The organism is Streptomyces sp. AC555_RSS877 (genome assembly GCF_019049245.1).
Classification (GTDB): Bacteria; Actinomycetota; Actinomycetes; order Streptomycetales; family Streptomycetaceae; genus Streptomyces.
Genome location: NZ_JAGMUK010000221.1, coordinates 63,669 through 87,526 on the forward strand (window position 1 = coordinate 63,669; position 23,858 = coordinate 87,526).

Sequence of the window (23,858 nt, forward strand, 5' to 3'; positions counted from 1 at the left end):
CCCCTGCCAAGGGGCCCAGGGGTCCCCTAGGGGATGTCACAGCTCGGCAGCAAAGCCGGGCCCGGAACGCCAGGCCCGGCACGTCACTCTCCGAGACCAGGTACGTTCGAAGACGTGGCTGGATTCAGGATCGGACGCGGCCGGGACAACGGCGCTCCTCACGCGCGACCGCAACAACCTCCGTACGGGCAGCAGCAGGCGCCCCAGGGACCGCCGTACGGCTCGTCCCAGGGACCGTCGTACGGCTACCCGCCGGCGCCGCAACCCCACCCGGGGCAGCAGTACGGCGGCGGCACCCAGGCGGGCGGTTACGACGAGCCGGAGTACTTCGGCGACGGCGGCGCATACCCGCCGCAGCCCGGCCCCGACCCGTACGCCGCCAACCAACCGGGGCACACCCAGGCGTTCTCGGTCGACGAGGACCCCTACAACCAGGGCGGCACCTACCGCGCAGGCTCGGCCCCCACGGCCCCGGTCGGCCCCCGCCTGCACTGGAAGCAGCTGTTGAGGGGCATCGTCCTGGCCCCCAACCAGACCTTCCTCCAGATGCGCGACTACACGGTGTGGGGCCCCGCCCTCGTCGTGTCCTTCCTCTACGGCCTGCTCGCGGTCTTCGGCTTCGACGGCGCCCGCGAGGACGCGATCAACGCCACGCTGTCGAACGCGGTCCCGATCGTCCTGGTCACCGCCGTCGCGATGGTGCTGAGCTCCTTCGTCCTGGGCGTGGTCACCCACACCCTGGCCCGCCAGCTCGGCGGCGACGGCGCATGGCAGCCCACCGTCGGCCTCTCCATGCTGATCATGTCCCTCACGGACGCCCCGCGCCTGGTCGTCGCGATGTTCTTCGGCGGCGACGCGAGCTTCGTCCAGATCCTGGGCTGGGCCACCTGGGTCGCGGCCGGCGCCCTGCTGACCGTGATGGTCCGCCGCTCCCACGACCTGCCGTGGCCGAAGGCGCTGGGCGCTTCCGCGATCCAGCTGATCGCACTGCTGTCGATCGTGAAGCTGGGCACGTTCTGAGGTTCCGCAGCGTAGGAAAGGGGCTCCCCGCGTGCTGCGGGGAGCCCCTTCTCGTGGGCCGCCCAGCTACGGTCGGCCGTCCTCAGCTCCGGGCGTCGTACTGCTCGCGTGCCGCGAGTACCGCTTCGATGTGCTCCTCGGCCCAACGGCCCAGTGCTTCCAGGGGCATGTGCAGCGTGCGTCCCAGCGCGGTCAGTTCGTACTCGACCCTCGGCGGCACCTCGGCGTAGACATGGCGGGTGACGAGGCCGTCCCGTTCCAGGTCCCGCAGGGTGTCGGTGAGGACCTTGGCGCTGATGCCGTCGACGGCGGTGCGCAGGTCGCGAAAGCGCAACCGGCCGCTGCTGAGGGCGATGACCACCATGGCGGTCCACTTGTTGGCAATGCGGGCCAGCGACGTGCGCGAAGGGCAGGTCGCGGTCATCACATCGAAATCCGGGTGCTGTGGCATGCGTCACACCGGTCCATCGGTTACGTGAGGTGGCTAGTTACCGATGGTGAGTATAGGGCTCCAGCAGCACAAACCACCGAAGGAGAGAACCCGCATCCGCATCCGCGTCCGCAGGTCAGACGGCTTCCTTGTTCTCCTTGGGTGCCTCTCCCGACCTGTGTACGGGAGGCAGGACACTCCACGGGAAGTTGATCCACTCATCGGTCCGCCTCCACACGTACTCACACTTGACCAGCGACTGGGTCTTCTCGTAGATGACCGCGCTGCGCACCTCGGCGACCGTGTCGAGACAGAAGTCACGCACCAGCTTGAGCGTCTTGCCGGTGTCGGCGACGTCGTCGGTGATGAGGACCTTCTTGGAGGAGAAGTCGATGGCGTTGGGGACGGGCGCGAGCATGACGGGCATGTCGAGGGTGGTGCCGATCCCCGTGTAGAACTCGACGTTCACGAGATGGATGTTCTTGCAGTCGAGGGCGTAGGCGAGCCCGCCGGCGACGAACACCCCGCCGCGGGCGATGGAGAGCACTATGTCGGGCTCGTACCCGGAGTCGGCGATGGCCTGCGCGAGCTCGCGCACGGCGGTACCGAACGCCTCGTAGGTCAGATTCTCCCGAACACCGCTCACACCGCTCACACCACTCGCCCCCTCGCTCATCCCCGCGCTCATCCCCTCGCTCACACCTGTGTCCGATGGAAGTTGAGGAAGGAGCGGGAGGCGGTCGGCCCGCGCTGCCCCTGGTACCGGGACCCGTACCGCTCACTCCCGTAGGGGAACTCGGCGGGCGAGCTGAGCCGGAACATGCACAGCTGCCCGATCTTCATGCCTGGCCAGAGCTTGATCGGGAGGGTGGCGAGGTTGGACAGCTCCAGCGTCACGTGCCCCGAGAACCCCGGGTCGATGAACCCGGCGGTGGAGTGCGTGACAAGCCCCAGCCGCCCCAGGGAGCTCTTCCCCTCAAGCCGCGAAGCAAGATCGTCGGGGAACGTGATGACCTCGTACGTACTGGCGAGGACGAACTCCCCGGGATGCAGAATGAACGGCTCATCGCCCTCCGGCTCGACGAGCCGCGTGAGATCCGCCTGCTCGACGGAGGGATCGATGTGGGGGTACCGGTGGTTCTCGAACACCCGGAAGTACCGATCAAGACGTACGTCAATGCTGGACGGCTGCACCATGGATTCGTCGAAGGGATCGATGCGCACCCGCCCGGCGTCGATCTCGGCCCGGATGTCCTTGTCTGAGAGAAGCACGCCCCGAGGATACGCAAGACGCGCGGACCGACCACCATCGGACGGCCCGCGCGCCACCACTGCTCTCGTACGACTACCGGTACGGATACCGATAGGGCTACTGCCGCGTCACCTGCTACGCCTGATGCTTCTCCAGGGCCACCGGCACCACACTGCGGAGCCGGGCACACCGAGGACACCGGACGAGCCGTCCGGGACCGAGCCGCTCGGCCTGCTGCATCGGGAACGAAGCGGTGCTGAACACGTGCCCATCGGCACAACGGACGACGGTGCGTTCCATCAAGTCCATGAGTCCCTTCCCCAAGAGCCGCGTCGTCCGGCTGCTACTCGCCGCACGACAAAAGCCACATTACGGGATCAAAGAAGCGACTCTCCAGGCGGCACTCCGGCCCACCCGGCCCCTCTCCCACGTCTCCACCGTACGCCCCAACTCCGGCCCCCCGCAGCCCGGTCACCGCCCCTTAAACACACAGCGGCCCCACGGCTTCAGCGCCGGGGGCCGGACATGAGGTAAAGTGACCGTGCGTTCCGACACCGGTTCATTCCGGCGTCTTTCGCGGGTGTAGTTTAGTGGTAGAACATCAGCTTCCCAAGCTGAGAGTGCGAGTTCGATTCTCGTCACCCGCTCTTTTTGAAGCCCCAGGTCAGCGGCCTGGGGCTTGTTTCATTGGGGAGCCGTTGCTGCGTCTTGCGAGTTTTCTGTGCCCCGGGATTGGGCACGCAGAGGGCACGCGCGCCTTGAGAGGGCGCCCCAATCACGTCGCAGCGTGACGTTGACCTGCATTTTCATGTAGATGAGCCGGAGACGAGCCCTCAGCCCGCTGTTCCCGGGCGAGGGCGATATCCGTCCTGCACGCGCTTCGTCTCGGGCGGCACACAAGCCCCTCGTGGGAGCGGGCACTTGACCGCCGAGGGTCCTGCGCCAGAGCGGGAGGTCGTCGGGGAGTACCCGGAACGCCTCGTGGCGGCCCAACGGGCGAACGGCCCGGAAGTCTCGTCGGTCGAGGGTGAGAATCGCGTCCGTGTCGTAGTCGGCGGCAAGCGCCACGTTCACCGCGTCGGCGAGGTCGAGGTCCAGGGCGCGGTAGCGGACGCGGGCCGATTGGGCGGCGCCCAGGTGGTGCTCCGTGATCTCCGGGATGACGACACGACCCCGGCTGATCCAGCGCCGCAGGTCGTCGACCGCGCTGAGGTGCCGCCTCCCTGCCGAGCTCAGGCACTCTTCCCCATGCCCACGTGCCGAGGACCAGCCGAGCCACGAACAGACCCTCTTCCTCACCCGGGTCCATGACCGGCTGTTCCGAACCGGGCTGGCCGACCTCGCCGACCCCGACCAGCCCACCACGCTCCGGACCGCCACCCGCGCCTACGGCAAGGCCGGGACGACCACCTCCGACGCGCCCGGACTAGCCACCTGAACAGCCAAAACCTGCACCATCACGCAAACCGACCCGATCAGGACGGCTTCGCTCGTCCAAGCCTTCTAGGGAATCCTGACCGTGTAGACACCGTTGGAGAAGTCGGCGGCCGTGGGCTTGACAGTCACGCCGCCGAGAGACTGCATCCCCCCACCCGAGCCGCAGTTGCCGCCCTCCCAGGCGGAGATGTCAATGCTGGTGCCCGCGGTGATCTTGTAGTCGGTAGCGAGTACGATCCGGCCGTTGCCGCCGGAGACGTCGGCGTCCCGCGCACCCAGGCAGGTGACGGAGGTGCCGTCATCGATCCGGAGAGTGCCGAAATACACGACGGACATGCCGGCCCCTCTGGCGGCCATCGGTACGTTGGCGGTGAGTGAGGCCGTGGTGGCTGCGGACGCTGTGGGCGCTGCGACAAGAGCGGTGGCACCGGTGAGGGCGAGCAGGGCGGCCAAGGAAGCGGAACGGGCCGTGCGGCAAGTACGGCCGTGGGGGGACGTGAGGCGCATGCCGTCTTCCAATCATCGAAGGGGTTGTCCAACTCTCAAGCAATTTCCGTGACCAGTGTTACCCCAGGGAATACCGGCACGGGACCCCGGTTTCGGCCATGTTTGAGCCCCGTCGCGACCCGGGCGTACGGAGGAACCGCCGACACCGTTCCGGCCTGTGGACAAGAGGTCGCGCGGATAGGCGTGCTGGATCTGCTGGCGACGGCTGCTTTCGCCGTTCTCGCCGTCGGATGCTCGTCGACGGCGTCGAACGACGCGAGCTCGAAGTCCCCGTCGGACAAGGCGGTTTCGAAGACCAAGTCGGAGAACTCGGCACCACAGCTGGCCCCCGCTGCCTGCGCGGAACCGCTCGACGTGGAGTTCCAAGGCCGCGTCTGCAGGGCCGTCGAGAACGTCGACTTCGGGATCGGCAAGAAGGCGGGCAAGGCCGTCTCGGTCATGTGCGACGACACGGACCGGAAGGACGACGCGCTCGTCCCGCAGCCGGAATCGCCCGCCTACAAGATCGACGGTGTCGACCCCCGCGATGCCATCGCCGTCGACGACACCTTCTTCGTGGTCAACTCCGGCGAGCAGCTGTCCGCCAAGGTCCAGAAGCTCATCGACGACGCGACCACACGGGACCAGACGGAAGCGACGGTGCCCGAAGGCGCCTGCGCGCAGGAGGTGGAATTCGCCGGCAAGGTCTACACGGGCGTCACCGTCGACCGCGACGTCAAGACCGGCAACAAGGTGGGCAATGCCGTCCACGTCGCCTGCAACGACACACCCGGCGACCACAACGACGGCCTCCTCCCGCAGCCGGAGTCGCCCGCATACAAGATCCCCGGCGTCGACCCCGGCATCGCCATCGCGGTCGACGACTCCCAGGACACCATGCAGATCTACGTGGCCGACCTCGACAAGCCTCTGCCCTCCGAGATCGAGAAGCTCATCAACGCCTCGTAACTCCACCCCACGCACAGCCGCCGGATCGCTCCCTCCCCCTGCGCGTCGTCGACCTGCCCGTCGCCGTCGCCCAGGGGAAGCCCCTCCCTCCAATGCGCCATCGCCCAGGCCGGCTCGCGTGTACCGAGCCGAGCGGGCATGCGGCCGCACGGCCGAAACCCCACGTGTGCACCCGCAACGGCACACCCAAACCGACCCACGACACGAAGGAACCCGGGCCAATGAGGGGCGGAGAGCCGTGTATCCCCTCTCTCCACGACGCCGTGCCCACAGCGTGCCCGTAAGAGCGGACAACCACGGTCAACAGGGGTGCGATCCGACCCTGACGACCACCTCAAAAGGGAGGTATCTACGCAGGTCAAAGCCATGTGGTCCGCTCAAGCGCCGTCCCTTCCCAAGCTGAGAGTGCGAGTTCGATTCTCGTCACCCGCTCTTCTTGAAGCCCCAGGTCAGTGGCCTGGGGCTTGTTTGTCGGCGAGGATTTCTCTGCAGGAACCGGCCACTGGGTACACGAAGATCGGGCACGCGGAGGGCACAAGTTCTCAGCGGTCATGGCAGACTCACCGGATCTAACCGCGAACGGCTCCTCTGACCTGCGGTTTCGCCGCATCAACCACATCGGTCGCACCTGCGAGCCCTCAGCCTGCCCGTCCCACTGGAGAGACGGATGGCGCGTGCGGACGCCGCGCAGCACTGTTGATTGCCCAACTCCTGCCTGGTGGACAGGGCTTCAACGAGTCCGCAACGGTGGACGCGAGCGCTGCGACCACCCCTCAGGCGATGTCGTGGATGTTGTGCTCGGTCAGGTCGGATGCGTGCCGGGCAATGGTGCGATAGTCGTCGTCGTCGTGCAGAACGGCCAGTCCGTGATGGGCTGCAGTCGCGGCGATGACGAGGTCCACTGCTGAAGCGCTGCGGTGCTCACCGGCCCGAGCCATCCGGTGTTGCACTGCGCTGATCCAGCGCCCCGCGTTCTTCGATACCGGCACATCGGCGTACAGGTCGGTGAACATCTCCGTGATCTCGTCGTACTCGCGTCCGTTCCGGGCACTGTGGAGGAATTCGGCGCGCTGCACGTAGCAGGATGCGATGGCCCCGGCGTCGATCGCGTCGTACCAGGCCGATCGCAGGGCCACGCCTGAGTCTCGGATCCCGGCATGTGCAGGTGCGACGGACACTCCAGATCAGCTCCGACTCCTGCCTCCTGCTCACCGGCTGTGCACCGGAGACGGGCTGGTACTCGAGTGACGACGCGGTCGCCTGCGCCCATCCCACCTCATGGCCCCACCCTGGGAACGCACACGGCGCGCCGGGCACGGCGGCAGTGGCAATGCGACTCCCGTCTGACGCCGGTGCAGACGGCGGGACGCCGTCGTACCGGAGCTTTCGGAGTCGTCGCGTATGACGGGGATCACACCGAGGGGAAAACCTGCCGTACGCGCCGGGCGTCTAGCGGGTGTGAGATCAGTGAGGAAGGAACCGGCTGAGCTGGACGAGGAGCGTCTCGTCCGGCTCGTGGCGAGGGGTGACCGCGCGGCGTTCGAGGAGTTGTACCGGCGCACCGCGCCGTGGCTGGCGGTGCGGTTGCGGCGCCGCTGCGCCGACGAGCAGATCGTCGCCGAGGTCATGCAGGAGACGTATCTGGCGGTGTGGCGCGCGGCGGGCGCGTTCGCCGGGGCCGCGGTCGGCGGGACCGCCGTCGGCTGGCTGTGGACGATCGCGGCACGCCGTCTCGTAGACGCGTTCCGGCGCAGGGCCCACCACGCGGAGCCGCCGCCCGCGGCCGCCGCGCGACCCATGGCACCCGCGGCCGAGGAGGAGGCGCTGGCGGCGACCGTCGGCGGTGATGTCGGGGACGCGCTGCGGCGCCTCGCGCCCGAACTCAGACAGGTACTGCAGGCCATGGTGCTCGACGGGCTGTCCGTCCGGGAGACCTCGGTCCTGCTCGGCGTGCCCGAGGGCACGGTCAAGACCCGTGCCCGTCGGGCCCGGACCGAGATGCGGAGGGCGCTGGCATGAGCATGAGCGTGGAACACGCGTCGACGCGGCTCATCGACGGTTACGCGCGCGGCGATACGGACATCGCCGCCGACGAGGTGTGGGCCCTGGAGGCCCATCTGGAGGTGTGCGGGGTCTGCCGTGACCGGTTGTCGACCGCCACCACGGCGGGGGCGCCCGCCGTGGCGACGCTGGTCGGCACCGTGTGGTCCGACCTCGAACCCCGGCTGGCCACCACCGCCACCATGCCCCGCCGCAGGCGCTGGTCGGCACGGTTGTCGAGGTGGCTGACGCCCACGATGGTGCCGTGGCTGGCCATGGTCGTGAGCGTGACACTGCTCGCGCTGCTGCTCGACCTGGCCGGCACCGGCTTTGGTGACGTGTCGCTGGTGCTGCTGCTCGCCCCGGTCCTGCCCGTGCTCGGTGTCGCGGCGTCGTGGTCGCGCGGGCTGGACCCGGCGTACGAGCTGACGGCCTCCGTGCCCAGGGCCGGGCTTCCCCTGGTGCTGCGGCGCACCGCGTCCGTGCTCGCCGTCGTCGTCCCCGCGCTGCTGGCGGGCGGATGGGTGACGGGGGTGACGGCCGCTCAGTGGCTGCTGCCCTGTCTGGCGTTCACCTCGACGACCCTGGCACTCGGCGGAGTCGTCGGCGTGACCCGGGCCGCCGTCGCGCTGGTCGCGGTGTGGGCCGCCGTGGTCGTGGCACCGACCCTGGCCACCAGCCGTACGCCCTTCGCCCTGCACACGGACGGTCTGCCCGTATGGGGCCTGATCCTCACCCTCGGCATCGGCGTCGTGATCACCCGCAGGGGCGCGTACGCCGTACTGGGAGCCCATCGATGACCAACCGGAAGGAACACAACGTGATGTCCGCGGTGAGCGCGGCCGACCTCGCGCCGACGCCCTACGCCTGGGAGATCCGGGCCACAGGGCTGAAGGTGAGAGTCGGTCGGAAACGGATGGCCGTCGACGGGCTCGACCTGTCGCTCGGTACCGGCGTGCACGGCCTGCTCGGACCCAACGGGGCCGGCAAGACCACCCTCATCCGGGCGCTGGCCACCGTGCTGCGCCCCGCCGAGGGAACCCTGGAACTGCTCGGCGAGTCCGCCGGAGGCCTCGGCGAACACCGGGCGCTGCGCCGCCGGATCGGCTACCTGCCCCAGGAGTTCGGCTACTACAAGCGCTTCACGGTGCGCGAGTTCGTCGAGTACATGGCATGGCTGAAGGAGGTGCCCAAGGCGGACATCCCCGCGGCGGTGCAGCGAGCGGTCGAGCGGGTCGGCCTCGCGGACCGCGCCGACGACCGGATGAAGACCCTGTCCGGCGGCATGGTGCGGCGCGTCGGGATCGCCCAGGCCATCGTCAACGACCCGGCGATCCTGCTCCTCGACGAACCGACGGTCGGCCTGGACCCGGCCCAACGACTGCGCTTCCGCGAGCTGTTGCAGGAACTGGGCACGGACACCTGTGTCGTCGTCTCGACCCACCTGGTGGAGGACGTCGCCGCCGCCTGCACCGACGTGGTGCTGTTCGCCGAGGGCCGGCTGGTCTTCCAGGGCACCCCGGACGAGCTGGCCGCGGCGGGCGGACCCGAGCACGTGGGTGACAGTCCGCTGGAGCGCGGCTACTCGGCCCTGCTGCTCAACCCCGCGCAGGAAAGGGGCACCTGGTGAACGTCCGTGTCCTGCACATCGAGCTGAGACGCTCCGTCGCCCCGTGGGCCGGCGTCGTGGTCCTGACGAGCGCGCTGGCGTTCCTGTACCTGCTGGACGCCGAGTGGTGGAGGGGCACCACGGCGTGGACGGCCCAGTGGACGCCCCTGGCGATGTGGACCCGCTCCCTGCTGTTCTACCTGTGGCCGCTGGCCGTGGGGCTCGGGGCGCTGCAGGGGCTGCGCGACCACCGCTCGAAGATGTCCGACCTGCTCACGAGCACGCCGCGGCCCGCCTGGCACCGCGCGGCCACGCTCGCGGGCACGACGGCGATCACGCTGGCCTCGGCCTTCGCGCTCCTCGTCCTCGCGGGCGGGGTCCAGGTGTTCGCCAACTCCGGGTACACGCACCTCGGGTGGCTGCCGGTCTCGCTGGTGGGGGCACTCTTCCTCGTCGCGGGTGCCGTGCTGGGCATGGGGGCCGGGCGGGCCCTGCCGTCCGCGCTCACCCCGCCCGCGCTGGCCATGAGCGCGTTCGTGTTCACGGCCCTCATGCACATGTCGTTGGGCCGGACGGAGACGACCACGGCGACGGGGATCACGATCACGGAGCCGAACCGGGTCTCCCTGCTGTCACCGGCGGTGCAGGAGGTGCGCGATGTGCTCCTCACGCTCTCCGCCTCCGTGCACGTCGGGCAGACGATCTGGCTCCTCGGCATGGCCGCGACCGGCTTCGCGCTGCTGGTCGCCGCGACCTGGCGCGCCCGGCTGATCGCCCTGACGCCCGTCCTGGCGAGCGCGGTGATCGCCCTGCTCGTCCTCCCTTCCGACCCGCGCCGGATGTACGTCGTCGACGAGGCCGCCGCGGAGCTGGTGTGCGACGGCCCGGTGTGCGTGACGAAGACGCACCAGGCGCGACTCGCCGACCTGGCGGGCCCCGGTAAGGAGGCACTGCGCCTGCTGCACGGCGCCCTGGGCGGCCGGGCGCCGGTGTCGGTCCGGGAGAACACCGCCGTACTGCCGGAGGGCTCCACGCCGCAGTGGTCCCGCGAGACCGTGCTCATCGACTTCGACGACGGCGTCATCGCCGCCGCGAAGGGCGAGGAACTGACCCGGGCCCTGATCGCCAAGGGCATGGTGCCGGGGTGCACCCCCGTCGGCTGGAGCGGCTTCGGGGGAGACGAATACGCGCAGACCGTCGCGGCGGGCTGGGTCCTCGGGGACCTCAGGCCGCTTCCCGGCATGGAGTCAGCAGGTGTGCGCCGCGAGGTCGACGCCGCGACCCGCCCGGTGTGGAAGGAACTCAAGGCGCTTGGGCGGGCCGAGCAGCTCTCGCGGATCAACGCGATGCGCGCCGCCGCGCTCTCCTGCGAGGGCGACCCGTTCGATGTGCTGTCCGGCGGTGCGTCCCGGTGAGATGGCTGACGCTGTACGCGCGCTCGCGTCAGGTACCCGCATCGCTCGCCATGGTGGTGACCAGCGCGGTGGCGGTGTGGGCGCTCGCCCGGGACGGCGGTGCGGGGTCCGGGGATCAGCGGCCGGCCGTGCTCGTTCTCGCTACCGGGGCGATGGCGGTCTCGATCGGGCTCGGCGGGCAGGACCTCGCGCTGGACCGGACGGCCGCGATCCGCTGGGCGCCCCGCAGAGCGGCGCACGTGCTGCTCGCCGGCGCGGTCGTGGCCGCGGTGCTGCTGGCAGTGCAGACGATGGGCGAGGACATGACCACCGCCGCGTTCGTCGTCCGGGACAGCGCGGGCCTGATGGGACTGGCCGCTCTGGGCGCGGCGCTCTCCGGCGGGCAGTTCGGGTGGACGCTGCCGTTCGCCTGGCTCTCGTTCTCGTTCTTCGCCCCGCCCCCGACGAGTGCGCCGATGCAGGTGGCGACGTGGATGCTGCTGCCGCCCGGCACGGCGGCGGGCACCTGGACGGCCCTGGTCCTCGCGGTCACCGGCACCACGGTCTACGCCTTCGCGGGACCGAGGCGGTAGCCGGTCCGGCCACCGCTCGGGACACGGCCGTGATCGTGCGCGCCGTCCCCCGTGGTGCTTCGTGTCCCCCTGGTGACGCAACGGTGGGTGGTGGCCGATCGCCTCGGCCACCACCCACCGCTTCGGTCACTTCGGCGGGTGGGGACGCATCGTGCGTCCGCGGTCCCGCACGGCGCCCCTCAGGACGTGTCCTCGATCCTGCCGGTGAAGACCGGGCCGACCGGCGGCTCCTCGAAACCGAACAGCTGGATCCGCACCGCCTCCTCCGGTTCGGTCACCCCGTCGGCGATCGTGGGGAGGGCCACCTCGGCGCTCAGCCGACCGGCGGGGACGGCGGACATCAGGGACATTCCCACCTGGGACAGAGGGCGCTCCGGGAGCGGCGATTCGCCGTGGTTCTCCATCAGCCACCGCGGGTCCACGTCCGTGGTGGACAGCTCCGCGCCGTCGTCCGCCGCCAGGAAGCTGAATACGACGGGTACTTCGGTGTCCGCGACCGTGGACAGGTTGGCCCGCCAGGTGAGGCTCTGTCCCTCGGTGACCCGGTCCGCGACGGGCGTCACGGTGACCTCGGGCATCGGGTCGTCGTTCCGCACGGTCACGCCGCCGTGGTGGGAGCCGACCACCGCGCCGTGCACCGCCTTCACGAGCACGTCCTGCCCCGTGTCCTGGCCGTAGCGGGTGTTGCCCTCTGCTTTCACCGGCACGTCGATGACGGAGTCACCGGGCCGCACCCGCACCAGGCGGGACGTGGCCCGGCCGGTGACGGGATCGGTGACGAACAGCCTGACCTGGCCGTCGCCCCGGCCCGAGAGGCGCACCGGGACCTGGTGGGTCCGGGTTCCGGAGTCCCCTTCGTCGACCGTCAGCCGGCCGATGTCCACACGGGGCAGTGCGACCGGGCGCACGGCCGGTGTACCGGGGCGCCAGCCCCAGGCGTCCATCAGCCAGGCCCGTCCGGAGCGGTCGCGCGGGGTGATGTCCAGCGTCGTCACCCGGCCCATGTCCAGCCGGGCCCGGGTCGCGGCGGTCAGCGGCACGCGTATCTCCTGCCCCCAGTACGAGGCGGTCCCGCCGCTCCCCGGCAGCCCGGCGACACGGACCCGGCCGAGGGTCGCGCGGCGGCCGGAAGCGTCGGCGATCCTCACGTCCAGCAGCGTTCCCTTGGTGTTGGGCGGCACGATCACCCGCAGGGCGAGGGCCTCGGCGCCGGAGAGGGAGGCCGGCTCGGCGGAACGCACCCGTACGGGAGAACCCGGTGCGGACCATCGCAGGGCCACCGCCCGACGGCCCGGTTCGGGCGCCGTCTCCCACTCGGCGAAGTGCGGTGAGGCCCCCGTCCCGTCGGGAGCCAGGCAGGCGGTCGCCGCATCGGGGTCCGCCACCGCCGAGCACAGCCGTCCGCCGTCCACGGTGACCTTGGCGTTCGGTAGGAACGCGGCGGTGCGGTGCCCGCCGACGGCGTGGCTGAGCACCCGCGCCGGGTCCGCCGAGGGCGCGCGCAGGTTCGAGCCGTCCAGCAGCGGGCGTACCCGGTCGTCGCCCGCGACGAACAGCCGGGCCGCCGAGGCGATGTACGTGCCGCCAGCGGCCTGTTGCTGACCGGCCGTCAACCGTGTGGCGCTGCCCGGAGCACACACGGGGTCAGGTTCCGCGGCGTCGTCCACCGCCGGAGCCGTCGCCTGCCCCGGTGTCCACTCGCTGTTGAAGAAGTTGTGGTTGGCGCCCACCATGTAGACCGCGCTGTGCAGGGCGGCGCCCCGGCTGACTTGGCGCGTGCCGTCCACGTAGATCTGGCCCTGCAGGTCGCCGACGTCGCCGTCGCAGCCCGGCAGGATCGTCATCGACGGCACGTCGGGGACCGGGTTCTGCCCGAAGGCGGTGGGCCCGAGGAGGACGGTGCCGCGGATGTGCCAGCGCACCGGCCCCCGGTATCCGTCCTGGTCTGCGGGCGGGTGGGAGAGGCTGTCCATGGCGGCCCGGTTCACCCCCTCGCCGCCCCGCGAGTGGCCGACCAGCAGCACCCGGGACAGGTCGCCGGGAGGTGCGCTCCGCACGACCGCCGGAGCCGATGACCGGCCGGAGCCCGCCCAGCCGGCCCAGCGGGCGAGGTGCAGACGCACCAGAGAGGAGCGTGCCTGGGCCCCGCCGTCCTCCACCCCGTCCTGCCCGTTGACGCCGTTGGCGGAGACGGACACCGTCACGTAGCCCTGGGAGGCCAGCAGTTTCTGATCGCGCAGATAGCCCCGGTGGCTCGGCACCGGCTTCGAACCGGACGGGCAGGGCCACTCGCCGAAGCTGGCGCCGTCGGTCGTGAAGCAGGTGTCGTGGCGGCCGTGCAGGAACAGCGCCAGCGGCCGGCGGCCCGGAGCCCCCCTCGGCGCCACCACCACGGCGCGCATCTCCACGGGCGCGTCCAGGCCGGGCAACCGCACCGAGGGCAAGGTGTATTCGCCGGTCGTCGTCCCGTACCGGCCCGGCTTGCCGGGGTCGACGGGGTTGGCCGGCAGCACGGCCGGCAGCTTCGCCACCGGTGCGGTGCGCCGCTTGTCCGGGCCGGCCGTGACGCCCGACGCGTCCAGTCGGCGTCCCCCCGCCCGCGCCTGCAGGTCCGTAGCCCGCCCGAGGCGTGCCGCGTGCAGGTCGAGCCGGAAGGTGCGCTGGTCCTTCGCGGCCACCGGCCGGCCGAGGAGCCGGTCTCCCGAGTAGAACTCGACGCCGGCGTCGGTCAGGGGCACCGGGTCGGCGGAGCGCCAGACCAGCTGCTTGCCCGAGGCTCCACCGGTGATCCGCCACCCGGCGGGGAGTTGGCCGTCGGGGCCGACCCGCGGCGCGGACGGCCGGGGTTCGGCCGCCTGCTGGGCGGCAGCCGGTGCCGGTGATCCCAGCGCGGTCGTGAGTATCGCCGCAGCGGCGACCCATATGCGCCTGACGCGCATCAACGTTCCGTCCTTTCTTGGTCCTTGGCCGAGCGCCCCGGCGTTCGCCGGGGCGCTGGCGCTGTCGTCCCGCACCGCTCGGTCAGCGTCTGAGGGATGCGGCGTCGCCCATGACGATCACCGGGTGCTGGGCCGGGTCGAGTGCGAGCAGAAGATCTCTCATGTGCTTCTTCGTCAGGCTCACGCAGCCCTGCGTGGGCCCGCGGTGGTCGACGTGCAGCCAGATGCCGCCGCCCTTGTCCGCGCCCTGCGGGCGGGTCCAGTCGAGGGGGGAGGTACCGGGCTTGCGGTTGTAGTTGATCGCGACGACGTAGTCGAAGGAGCCCGCGAGCGGCTCGCCCTTGAAGCCGGTGCCGCCGATGGTGAAGGCCGGCCCCTGGTCGTACGGCAGTTTCGTGCCCGGGTCGGCGAGCAGTCCGCCCGCGTCGGTGAGGGTGAACACGCCGATGGGCGACCGGAGATCGCCAGCGCGGTGGCCGTCCGTCCAGCCTTTGAGAGCGTTGTGGGCCGGCCAGGTGGCCCCCGGTTCCCAGCCCGCGCCGCTGCGCCGGTACAGGACCACCTGCGAGGCCGAGGAGTTCTTGCCCCGGCCGGTGACCAGAACGGCCTGGCGCGCGTCAGCCGGGATCTCCGCCAACGTCCGCGGTCCCAGGCCCGGTAGCCGCGCGGGGGCGGACGTGGTGGCCGCTCCGGGATCGGCGGACGCCCGCGGATCGGCGGATGTCTGTGGGGGCCTGGCCTGTGTAGTGCCGGGGGCGGCGGATGCGGCGGCCGATGCGGCGCCCGCACCGTCCGCCGCCGGCGGGGCGGCGTCGGCCTGCCTGACGCCTGCCGTCGTGCCCGCGCATCCGGCGAGTGCGACGGACAGGACCAGGACGGCGGCCGGTATCACCGGACGGTACGAGCCCGGGCGGGCGAAGTTGGTCTTTCCGGTCCCGAACGGCGCACGCGGCCAACGCCGTTGGGACGGACGAGGGGTTGAGGAAGCCATGACCGTCAGCCTGGACGAGACATGTGAGGAACTGATCAGCTCCGACTCCCGAAGTCGGACCGGGTGTGTGTGCCGGACGAACGCCGGCTGACGGCGAGGTCCGACTCAGCGTGCGGAGCCCGCCTTCCACCGGCCCCATGGCATGTTCCAGCCGTTGAGGCCGTTGTCGGGGGCGATCGTCCTGTCGTCGGAGTTCTTCACCACGACCACGTCACCGACGAGGGAGTGGTCGTAGAACCAGGCACCGTCCTGGCCGGCGTCGTCACCGCCCCGGACGTCGTTCAGCCCCACGCAGCCGTGACTGATGTTGGACCGGCCGAACACCGAGTCCGCGCCCCAGTAGTTGCCGTGGATGAACGTGCCGGAGGTGGACAGGCGCATCGCGTGCGGGACGTCGGGGATGTCGTACTCGCCGGCGAACCCCACGGTGGCTCCGTTCATCCGGGTGCTGATCAGCTTCTCCGATATGACCATCCGGCCGTTCCAGGTCGGCGAGTTCGCCGCGCCCGCCGTGATGGGCAGGGTCTTGAGGGTCTTGCCGTCACGGACGACCGTCATCCGGTGCGCGGAGGCGTCCACGGTGGAGACCTGGCTGCGGCCGACGGTGAAGCGGACGGTTCTGTCCTGTTCGCCGTAGGCGCCCTCGGCACCCTTGACTCCGTCGAGGCGGATTTTGACGGTGACGGTCGAGTTGGCCTTCCAGTAGTGCCGCGGACGGAAGTCGACGCGCCGCGCGCCGAACCAGTGCCCGACGACGGGTTGTCCACTGCTCGCACTGACCTCGATGGCGGACTCGACGGCTTTCTTGTCGGTGATCGCCTTGTCGAAGGTGAACGAGACCGGCATGCCGACGCCGACCGTGGTTCCGTTGTCCGGGGTGAACGTGCCGGTGAAGCGGTCGGTTTCGGCGACGGTCGTGAACGCGACCTTCTTCGTCGTCCGGTGACCGCCGTAGCCCGCGGCCACCACGGTCAGCCGGTAGGCGGTGCCGTGTTCGAGGGGGGCGTCGGGGGCCCAGCTCCCGCCGTTCGAGGAGAGGGCGCCGCGCACTGCCCGGCCCGCCTCGGTGGCCAGGGAGACCTCGGCGATCCGCCCCGCCTCCACCCCGACTCGGCCGCCACGCTTGACGGAGACGTGCTTCTGCCCGTCGGTGGCGTTCAGGCGTATGCGCGGTGGGGCGGCGGTTCCGGAAGCGGCGGGCAGCCCCTCGGTGCGGTCGCTGTCGCGTGCCGGCCCGGGGTTGCAGCCGGCCAGAAGACATGCCGAGACCGACAGGGCGGCCAGGGCGAGGGCGGGGCGGGTGCGGTGCATGGGGTCTCCGTCGTTCGCGTCGAGTGGCCTGTCCCACCGAGTCGGGGAAGGCGGCCCCGGGTTCGAGCGGCAGGGGCGTTCGGCGCCGTCCGGCGTGCCTGTGCCGCGCCGGTGCCCGGCAAGACCGAGGCCGGGAACCCAGCCTGGCGTCCGGATATCAGGAAGTTGTCAGGATGTGGGAAGGCCCTCAGACAGCCCTGGACGGGGCTCACACGCGCTTACAGTCAGCGGCGTGTGCGCACATATTCTGGTCGCGGAAGACGACCCCTTACAGGCCGAACTCATACGACGGCTGCTGCTTCAGGAGGGTCACACCGCCGTGGTGGTCGGCGACGGGCGGGCCGCGATCGACGAGGCCAGGAGCCGCAGACCCGACCTGGTCGTCCTGGACCTGATGCTGCCCGCTGTCGACGGTCTCGGCGTGTGCCGGGTGCTGCGGCGGGACGGGGACGTACCCGTCCTCATGCTCACCGCGCGCTCCGCCGAGGACGACGTCCTGCTCGGCCTGGAGCTCGGCGCGGACGACTACATGACCAAGCCGTACAGCCCACGGGAACTGCTCGCCCGCATCCGCACCGTGCTGCGCCGCACCCTCCGCCCCACCGACGACTCCCCGGTGCTGCGGGCAGGCGGCATCACCGTCGACCCCGAACGGCACGAGGTCACCCGCGACGGCGTCCCCGTCCCCTGCACTCCCGGTGAGTTCGCCATCCTGCACGCGATGACCGCGGAACCCGAGCGGGTCTTCACGCGCCGTCAACTGCTGCGGCACACCCGGGGACTCGACCGTGCCTCCACCGAGCGCGCCATCGACGTACACATCATGAACCTGCGCAAGAAGATCGAGGCCGACCCGCGCAGACCCGTCCGGCTGCTGACCGTCTTCGGCGTCGGCTACAAGCTCACCGGGCAGCCGTCATGACGCCCGCCCCCCGCATACCCTGGCGCAAGAGTCTGCTGGTGCGGCTGCTTCTCACGTCCGTCGCCATCGCCGTGGTCTCCGTGGGCGCCACCGCCTGGCTGGCAGTGCAGACCACCACGCGGGCCATCCAGGAAGAGCGCGGTCAGGTGCTCTCCGACGACAGCGACATCCTGCGGCGGCTCAGCGGCTTCGCCGCGACCCACGCCGACTGGGACGGTGTGGAGGCGTCGGTGCGCGATCTCTCCCGCACCATGGGACGGCGCATCGCCCTGACGACAGAAGCCGGACGCACGATCGCCGACTCCGCCGCCCCCGGCACCGCGCTGCCCGCCCGCGCCTCGGCCACCGTCGACCCGCTGAACACCGACACCTTCACCGAACCGGGGGCCCAGCTCGCCGGGATCGACCCGCGGGCGGTGGGGCCGTATCTGCTCCCGGCGGCAGAGCGGACACGGGTGCGGGCGCTCGCCGAGAAGCGCCTGACGTGCGTGCGCAAGCACCTGGGCGGCGGTGGCGTCCGAGAGCTCCCCAGCGGCCGCACCCTGGTCATCGCCGACGGCGGAGAGACATCCGTGCCCCCGCAGTGCGCGGACGGCACGCTCAACACCCCCACCCCCACCGAACAGAGGGCTCTGGACGCACTCTCCGCGCTGACCGTTCCGTGCTTCCGCCCCGTCGGCGGGAAGGCGGCCAACCCCCTGGCCGGCATCGGAATCGACGTCACACCCGGCTTCACCGCCGCGGCCAAGGACCCCGGCCGCCGGCTCGGCGGCAGCCGGCAGACACAGAACTGTGTCGAGGACGCGCGCCGCACCCAACTCGACCCGCACGTCGCGCCCAGAGCGCGGCTCTATCTGGGCGCCCTCGGCCAACAGCCCGTGGGCTTCGACCTCTCCCCCGCCAACAAGGGCAAGATCGTCGGCGTCGCGAGTCTGGTCCTGGTGGTCACCGTCGCCATGACGACCGTGGTCGCCATCCGCCTCGTCCGCCCCCTGCGAGCCCTGACGGCCGCGGCCCAGCAGCCGCCGCAGCGGCACACACGCGTCGCGGTCACCACCAAGGACGAGACCGGCTACCTGGCCGCCGCCTTCAACGACCTCACCGCACGCCGCCAACAGCTGGAGACCCAACGCAAGGCCATGGTCAGCGACATCGCGCACGAACTGCGGACCCCGCTGACCAACATCCGCGGCTGGCTGGAGGTCACCCGCGACGGACTGGTCGAGCCGGACCCGGAACTCATCGCCTCCCTGCACGACGAGGCACTTCTCCTGCAGCACATCATCGACGATCTTCAGGACCTCGCCGCCGCCGACGCCGGCACCCTGGCACTGCACCCTGAACCCGTACGCGCGGACGACCTCGTCGCCCAGACGGTGTCGGCCCACCGCACCCGGGCGGAGTCCTCGGACATCCGCCTGCGCACCCACACCGATCCCGACCTCGTCCTGGACGCCGACCCGGTGAGGATGCGGCAGGTCCTGGGCAACCTGACCTCCAACGCGCTCCGGCACACCCCCGCGGGCGGCACGGTCACCCTCACCGCCCGTCAAACCGGCGACCTGGCCGTCCTCACCGTGGAGGACACCGGCAGCGGCATCGCCGCCGAGGACCTCCCCCACGTCTTCGAGCGTTTCTGGCGGGCCGAGAAGTCCCGCAGCAGACGCACCGGCGGCAGCGGACTGGGCCTGTCCATCGTCCGCCAGTTCGTCGAGGCACACGAGGGAACCGTCACCGTCGGCAGTGAACCCGGCAAGGGTTGCGTCTTCACCATCAGGCTCCACCCGGCCCGGCACACGGACCGACGCACCCCATGAGGTGCGCCGCATGAGGCACGGCCGATACGTGCCCACGACGTGCCCTTCAGTACGGACAACCGCGGCCAACAGCGGTAGCAACCCGCCCTGCCACGACCCACTTCGAGTCAGGTATGCGCGGGTCGAAGGCCGTGCCCTCGTCCAAGCGCCGTCGCTTCCCAAGCTGAGAGCGCGAGTTACTCGATCTTGAGTCGCGGTGTCGCGCAGCGCTCGCCGCCTCAGGCACCAGGCTGCCCGTAATGGAGATCAAAGTCTGCAGCGTTAAATCAGCATTCTGTGATCTTCCGACCTTCGACTGTGACGTGCTCGTAGCTCCCGGCAGCGATCTGCGCGTCGTCGCCTATACCGCCGCTGCTGGCAGCGACGCCGCCGACCGGCTCAGGCTGCTCAACGTCATCGGCACCCAGACCATGACCGAAGACAACATCCGGTGACAGCAGTCGCCGGGCGCACTCGACCCCCATGGCCGCAGCCCGGCGTACCGACCACCGACGACGGCTCGCTGTCAACGCCGACGGGCGGGAAGTCGCCTGTCGGTGCGGTGGGTTGGAGGTACACACCGAGGCTCGGTATGCCCGTGGCCTCGGTGAGATGCCAGCCGAGCGGGGCCGTGGTGGCCGACAGCAGGAGAAGATCCGTGCCGTCGGCCACCGCGTCGGCGAACCCCTGGCCCAGTTCGGTGGTGAACGCGGCGGCGGCGCGCATCAGGTCACGCCTGCTCCTTACGCCTCCGTGGCCCGTGTGTCGGCGGGCAGGCGGCGGAATTCCAGCCCGGCCTCGCGTACGAGGGGCGCGAAGGCGTTCGTGGTGGCCAGGGCGACGTCGTATCCGGCACGGCGCAGTTCGGCGCCCAGGCCGGTGTAGGGCGCGACGTCACCGCGCGATCCGGCCGCGGCGATCAGGATTCTCATCGGTCCTCTCGGTCTTTCTGGGAGTCGGTACGGGAACCGGTGCGGCGGGAGGCGTTGGCGTGGACCGCCTCGCACAGATAGGCGGCGAGGCCCGCGCGTTGCTGCGACGGCGGTACGACGAGGGCGAAGGCGCGCGGGTCGGCGGCGAAGTCGTCCGCGATGCGCCGGTGCATGTCCGGCGGGCAGGGGGTGAACCAGCGTGTGAGGTGCCCGCGGTGTTCCTCGGCGAGGTCCATGGCCCGCTCGCCGTCGGCCGGCTCAGCGTCGTCGAAGACCGCGAGCAAGCCCGTACGCCAGGCGGCGGCCTCGCCCATGAGCTGCCGCCAGTCCTCCTTGGTGTGGGCGTTCGCGCGCTCCATCGCCTCACGGTGCCCCTCCGAGTGCCGCCACTTCGACTCGGCCTCGGTGGCGTAGCTGAGGTCGAAGGTGATCTCGCCGAAGACGTCGAAGCGTTCCTCGGGAGTCAGCGATACCCCGGTCCGCTGGACCTCGATGGCCCGCTCCGTGACCTCGGCCAGCCGCTGAAGCCTGGCGATCTCCTCCCTCAACTGCCTTTGCCGGGCGTGTAGATGCTCCAGAGCACCCGTTTGGGAATCCGTGAGAATGGCGGCGATCTCGTCGAGCGGGAAATCCAGTGCCCGGTAGAAGAGGATCTGCTGGAGCCGGGCCAGGTCGGCGTCGCTGTAAAGGCGATAGCCGGCGTGGCTGCGGCCGCTGGGTGAGAGCAACCCAGCCTTGTCGTAGTGATGCAACGTACGCACGGTCACCCCGGCGAGTGAGGAGACCTGACCCACGGAGTAGCCCATGCACCTGCCCTTTCATCCGACCCCAGCCTCAAGCCTGACGTAAGGGGAGGGTCAAGCGGCTCGCCCCCATCGCTCGGTTCACCGCACTGAGCCTCCGCCAACTTGAAAAAGCAGGCCAGAGGGCTGGTGTGATCGGTTCTCGGGTCACTCACGCTGACCGTGGGCGGCTGTCTGCGCAGTAGATCGTCCGTCAGGCTGCGGTGTATTGCCGGCGCCAACGGCCCGGGGTGGCAAATCTCCCTGCTCACTGCGGCAGGTTGGCCTCGTCCGCCTTGCGGAAGATGTCTCCGCACGTGGGGGAGGGCACCGACTCGCGGGCTGCAAGGACGGTCAGCGTACGGCGCACTTCCGTGCTCAGCCGAAGGAGCTGGAGACTGGTCTGGCCGCCCTTATAGGCGTACAGGCGGAAGACGTTGACCGCGATTTCGTCGCGGTCGTCGGCGAAGGTGTCTGGGAGCCCGGCGAGTAGTTCGAAGTCTTGCTTGCCGGTCGCCGCGTCGGCCACGGCGCCCAGGGGCAGGGTCTCGCACTCTGATGCGGACAAGGAAGTGTCCACTGCGACAGCGTGGGCGGCCAAGGCCGCGAAGACCTCAATGAATCGTTCCGCCACCGCCACGTCAATACCCCAGGAGTGCAGCCGCTCTCGGCGGCGATCCTGGCCCCGCGCCGTCCTGGCCGCCGAACGCAAGGAACGCGCCCGCATCTTAAGCGCCATCTCGCAGCTGGCTTCCTGGCAGAAGGACAACCGGGGCCCTCTACTTCCCGATGCCCTCGACCATCTGGACCGCCGAGCTGCCCAACCACCGTTCCGCGTCTTTGACTCGTTTCAATAATGTGGTCGCAGGCGCGATTTTTGTCCTGTTCTCGGCGCCGCGTGATGGTTGCGCAGCGGGAATCCCCGCGAGCCATCCGGACACGCAAGGAGGTCTCCGCAGCTCAAGGGGATGGGTCGGGCGAGTCCCCCGCCGCCGCGAGCGGTCACGGGTGCGAACGCGGGAAACCGAACTGGCCAGTTCCATTGACGTACCCCTGACCGACATCTATCTTCTGCTCGAACTTGCGAACAACGTTCGATTTTTCGAACCATGGCCGTCAAAGGAGACAGCCCATGTTGCGCATCCGTCTCCGGCGCACTTCTGAGTCGGCTCCTCCGCCGACCGTCTCCGCCGCCTTCGTCACCCGGCCCGCCACCGCAGGGTCTCCGGTCCCTGCCAGGCTCACGCGGAAACCCGGGTTCGGCGGTCGCTGACCGGCATGACGCGGCGTCCCACGTCGCGCGGGAACCAGCCCTGCCCCGACGGTACGGAGGCCGGGCCTCACCCTCGACCCCTCACCAGCACCTGATCAGTGCACTCCACAAAGACAGGAACCAATATGCCCGCGGTTCTCTCCAGGCTGGCGGCGATATTCGTCGCCGCCTGCCTGCTCTTCACCGCCCAGGTCGTGACCGCACCTCAACGGGCCGCCGCCGCCGATCCGGGTTACCTGATGACGCACTTCATCGGGGAGGGGTCGACCGGTCAGCAGATGTACTTCTCGTACAGCGCGGACGGTCTGAACTGGACCGACCTCAACGGTGGGGGGATGACCCTGCGCTCCACCGTGGGCACGCGAGGGGTACGTGACCCCGCTCTGGTCCGCTCGCCCGACGGCAGCAAGTACTGGATCATCGCGACCGACCTGTGCATCGACTGCGGGCAGACGTGGAGCCAGTCCATCAACGACGGCAGCCGCAACCTCGTGGTGTGGGAGTCGACGGACCTGGTCACCTGGTCGCAGCCCTGGCTGCTCAACGTGGCCGGCCAGATCCCCGACGGACGCAACGCGTGGGCGCCGGAGGCCATCTGGGACCCGGCCGGCAACGACTACGTTCTGTACTGGGCGACGAACAAGCCCCTCAACGGCGCGACGAAGCACCGCATCTACTACGCCCGCACCACCGACTTCCGCTCCATCACCACCCCGCAGATCTACATCGACCGCCCCGGCACCCAGGAAATCATCGACACCCAGATCGTCGAGGTCCCCTCCGGCGTCGGCAACTACCGCTACGTACGGGCCTCCGGCGACGGCCAGATCACCCTTGAGGGCAGCAACTCGATCCTCGGCACCTGGACCAACCTCGGCAACCTCTCCGGCATCGGCCTGACCGGCTCCCAGGTCGAGGGTCCGATGTGGATGAAGTTCCGCGACCGCAACGAGTGGACGCTCTACCTCGACCAGTACGCGGCCGGAAAGGGATACATGCCGGTCACGACGACCAACCCGTCCGCCTCCGGCACCTACACGCTCCCGACGTCGGGAACCTACTCCCTGGGCGGCACCAAGAAGCGCCACGGCTCGATCCTGAACCTGACGGCCGCCGAGGACGCCCGGATCCAGGCGCGCTGGGCGAACACCCCGGCCCAGCGGCTGCAGTCCTTCAACTTCCAGGACCGCTACGTGCGGCACACCAACTTCGACGTGCGCATCGACCAGAACGTCACCAACGACGACGCCAAGTTCCGGCCGCGACCGGGCCTGGCCGGCTCCGGCACCGTCTCCTTCGAGTCGGTCAACTTCCCCGGCTACTACCTGCGGCACTCCAACTACGACTTCCAGTTGGCCTACAACGACGGCACCGCCCAGTTCGCCGCGGACGCCACCTTCCGTCAGGTCGCCGGACTCGCCGACTCGTCCTGGTCCTCGTTCCAGTCGTACAACCACCCCGACCGCTACATCCGCCACTACGCCTACCAGCTGAAGCTCGAACCGATCACCAACGCGACGGGACGCGGCGACGCCACCTTCCGTCTGACGAGCTGACCTGACAGGGATGCCGGCGCCCTCGGGCGGCGCCCCACCTGCCGCCCGCCCTCAAGCGAGGAAGGCGCCGGCATCCCACCCGCGAGCGCAACGCGACACCAAATGTCATTGGGGGCGGGACGCTGA

General features: G+C 70.2%; 21 protein-coding genes, 1 tRNA gene and 2 pseudogenes. 12 read left to right on the forward strand and 12 right to left on the reverse strand.

Features of this window, described 5'->3' with window-relative positions:
• Positions 1–33: 33 nt before the first annotated feature.
• Complete coding sequence (locus tag KUM49_RS45440) at positions 34–1,020, forward strand: Yip1 family protein (protein ID WP_217242857.1); 987 nt, start codon at positions 34–36, stop codon at positions 1,018–1,020.
• An 82-nt stretch (positions 1,021–1,102) separates the two neighbouring features.
• Here KUM49_RS45440 and KUM49_RS45445 read toward each other — a convergent pair whose 3' ends face one another.
• From KUM49_RS45445 to dcd, 3 genes are all read right to left on the reverse strand, one after another.
• Complete coding sequence (locus KUM49_RS45445) at positions 1,103–1,471, reverse strand: helix-turn-helix domain-containing protein (protein WP_217242858.1); 369 nt, start codon at positions 1,469–1,471, stop codon at positions 1,103–1,105.
• A gap of 115 nt (positions 1,472–1,586) precedes the next feature.
• The gene (locus KUM49_RS45450; protein WP_217243038.1) at positions 1,587–2,096 is read right to left on the reverse strand and encodes a phosphoribosyltransferase; all 510 of its coding nucleotides are present in this window, start codon (positions 2,094–2,096) and stop codon (positions 1,587–1,589) included.
• Between the two features lie 50 nt (positions 2,097–2,146).
• Positions 2,147–2,722, reverse strand: coding sequence for a dCTP deaminase (dcd, locus tag KUM49_RS45455; RefSeq protein ID WP_217242859.1), 576 nt, complete (start codon positions 2,720–2,722; stop codon positions 2,147–2,149).
• Positions 2,723–3,278: 556 nt separating this feature from the next.
• Here dcd and KUM49_RS45460 point away from each other — a divergent pair.
• Positions 3,279–3,349: transfer RNA gene (locus tag KUM49_RS45460), tRNA-Gly, on the forward strand.
• Positions 3,350–3,647: 298 nt separating this feature from the next.
• Here the strand turns inward: KUM49_RS45460 and KUM49_RS45465 are convergent.
• Positions 3,648–3,936, reverse strand: a pseudogene (locus KUM49_RS45465) (PIN domain-containing protein); the annotation flags it as partial.
• Between the two features lie 269 nt (positions 3,937–4,205).
• On the reverse strand, positions 4,206–4,475 hold the full coding sequence (locus tag KUM49_RS45470) for a hypothetical protein (RefSeq protein ID WP_217242860.1): 270 nt from the start codon (positions 4,473–4,475) through the stop codon (positions 4,206–4,208).
• 273 nt (positions 4,476–4,748) lie between these two features.
• Here KUM49_RS45470 and KUM49_RS45475 point away from each other — a divergent pair, with 273 nt between their 5' ends.
• Positions 4,749–5,594 carry a DUF6281 family protein gene (locus KUM49_RS45475; RefSeq protein WP_217242861.1) on the forward strand — a complete coding sequence of 282 codons (846 nt, stop codon included), beginning with the start codon at positions 4,749–4,751 and terminating at the stop codon, positions 5,592–5,594.
• Between the two features lie 773 nt (positions 5,595–6,367).
• Here KUM49_RS45475 and KUM49_RS45480 read toward each other — a convergent pair.
• Positions 6,368–6,772 carry a PIN domain-containing protein gene (locus KUM49_RS45480; RefSeq protein WP_217242862.1) on the reverse strand — a complete coding sequence of 135 codons (405 nt, stop codon included), beginning with the start codon at positions 6,770–6,772 and terminating at the stop codon, positions 6,368–6,370.
• 337 nt (positions 6,773–7,109) lie between these two features.
• Here KUM49_RS45480 and KUM49_RS45485 point away from each other — a divergent pair, with 337 nt between their 5' ends.
• From KUM49_RS45485 to KUM49_RS45505, 5 genes are read left to right on the forward strand one after another with little or no spacing between them, the layout of a single operon-like run.
• The gene (locus tag KUM49_RS45485) at positions 7,110–7,613 is read left to right on the forward strand and encodes an RNA polymerase sigma factor (protein WP_374200283.1); all 504 of its coding nucleotides are present in this window, start codon (positions 7,110–7,112) and stop codon (positions 7,611–7,613) included.
• A gap of 2 nt (positions 7,614–7,615) precedes the next feature.
• On the forward strand, positions 7,616–8,434 hold the full coding sequence (locus KUM49_RS45490) for a zf-HC2 domain-containing protein (protein ID WP_217243039.1): 819 nt from the start codon (positions 7,616–7,618) through the stop codon (positions 8,432–8,434).
• On the forward strand, positions 8,431–9,264 hold the full coding sequence (locus KUM49_RS45495) for an ABC transporter ATP-binding protein (RefSeq protein WP_217242864.1): 834 nt from the start codon (positions 8,431–8,433) through the stop codon (positions 9,262–9,264). Before KUM49_RS45490 ends, KUM49_RS45495 begins: the two co-directional genes overlap by 4 nt.
• A complete protein-coding gene (locus KUM49_RS45500) occupies positions 9,261–10,658 on the forward strand; it encodes a hypothetical protein (RefSeq protein ID WP_217242865.1) in 1,398 nt (465 codons plus the stop codon). The genes KUM49_RS45495 and KUM49_RS45500 overlap by 4 nt, the downstream gene beginning before the upstream one ends.
• A complete protein-coding gene (locus KUM49_RS45505) occupies positions 10,655–11,230 on the forward strand; it encodes a hypothetical protein (RefSeq protein ID WP_217242866.1) in 576 nt (191 codons plus the stop codon). Before KUM49_RS45500 ends, KUM49_RS45505 begins: the two co-directional genes overlap by 4 nt.
• Before the next feature lie 179 nt (positions 11,231–11,409).
• On the opposite strand, the gene KUM49_RS45510 is transcribed toward KUM49_RS45505, so the two are convergent.
• The 3 genes from KUM49_RS45510 to KUM49_RS45520 all read right to left on the reverse strand — a co-directional run bounded on the left by KUM49_RS45510 (position 11,410) and on the right by KUM49_RS45520 (position 16,471).
• Positions 11,410–14,172, reverse strand: coding sequence for a hypothetical protein (locus tag KUM49_RS45510; RefSeq protein ID WP_217242867.1), 2,763 nt, complete (start codon positions 14,170–14,172; stop codon positions 11,410–11,412).
• A gap of 79 nt (positions 14,173–14,251) precedes the next feature.
• On the reverse strand, positions 14,252–15,160 hold the full coding sequence (locus KUM49_RS45515) for a L,D-transpeptidase family protein (protein ID WP_217242868.1): 909 nt from the start codon (positions 15,158–15,160) through the stop codon (positions 14,252–14,254).
• A gap of 105 nt (positions 15,161–15,265) precedes the next feature.
• Positions 15,266–16,471: an Ig-like domain-containing protein gene (locus tag KUM49_RS45520; RefSeq protein ID WP_217242869.1), complete on the reverse strand. Its 1,206-nt coding sequence runs from the start codon at positions 16,469–16,471 to the stop codon at positions 15,266–15,268.
• A gap of 232 nt (positions 16,472–16,703) precedes the next feature.
• On the opposite strand from KUM49_RS45520, the gene KUM49_RS45525 reads away from it, so the two are divergent.
• The 3 genes from KUM49_RS45525 to KUM49_RS45535 all read left to right on the forward strand — a co-directional run bounded on the left by KUM49_RS45525 (position 16,704) and on the right by KUM49_RS45535 (position 19,644).
• The gene (locus tag KUM49_RS45525; RefSeq protein WP_217242870.1) at positions 16,704–17,393 is read left to right on the forward strand and encodes a response regulator transcription factor; all 690 of its coding nucleotides are present in this window, start codon (positions 16,704–16,706) and stop codon (positions 17,391–17,393) included.
• On the forward strand, positions 17,390–19,210 hold the full coding sequence (locus tag KUM49_RS45530; protein WP_217242871.1) for a HAMP domain-containing sensor histidine kinase: 1,821 nt from the start codon (positions 17,390–17,392) through the stop codon (positions 19,208–19,210). Before KUM49_RS45525 ends, KUM49_RS45530 begins: the two co-directional genes overlap by 4 nt.
• A gap of 239 nt (positions 19,211–19,449) precedes the next feature.
• Positions 19,450–19,644 carry a hypothetical protein gene (locus KUM49_RS45535; protein ID WP_374200281.1) on the forward strand — a complete coding sequence of 65 codons (195 nt, stop codon included), beginning with the start codon at positions 19,450–19,452 and terminating at the stop codon, positions 19,642–19,644.
• Between the two features lie 79 nt (positions 19,645–19,723).
• Here the strand turns inward: KUM49_RS45535 and KUM49_RS45540 are convergent.
• The 3 genes and pseudogenes from KUM49_RS45540 to KUM49_RS45550 form a co-directional block, all read right to left on the reverse strand.
• Positions 19,724–20,121 (reverse strand): annotated as a pseudogene (locus KUM49_RS45540) (glycosyltransferase); the annotation flags it as partial.
• Positions 20,118–20,927: a MerR family transcriptional regulator gene (locus tag KUM49_RS45545; protein WP_217242872.1), complete on the reverse strand. Its 810-nt coding sequence runs from the start codon at positions 20,925–20,927 to the stop codon at positions 20,118–20,120. The gene KUM49_RS45545 and the pseudogene KUM49_RS45540, both read right to left, overlap by 4 nt.
• 244 nt (positions 20,928–21,171) lie before the next feature.
• On the reverse strand, positions 21,172–21,471 hold the full coding sequence (locus KUM49_RS45550) for a hypothetical protein (RefSeq protein ID WP_217242873.1): 300 nt from the start codon (positions 21,469–21,471) through the stop codon (positions 21,172–21,174).
• 830 nt (positions 21,472–22,301) lie between these two features.
• Here KUM49_RS45550 and KUM49_RS45555 point away from each other — a divergent pair.
• Entirely contained in the window at positions 22,302–23,732 is a 1,431-nt protein-coding gene (locus tag KUM49_RS45555; protein ID WP_217242874.1) for a glycoside hydrolase family 43 protein, read from the forward strand.
• Positions 23,733–23,858: the final 126 nt, after the last annotated feature.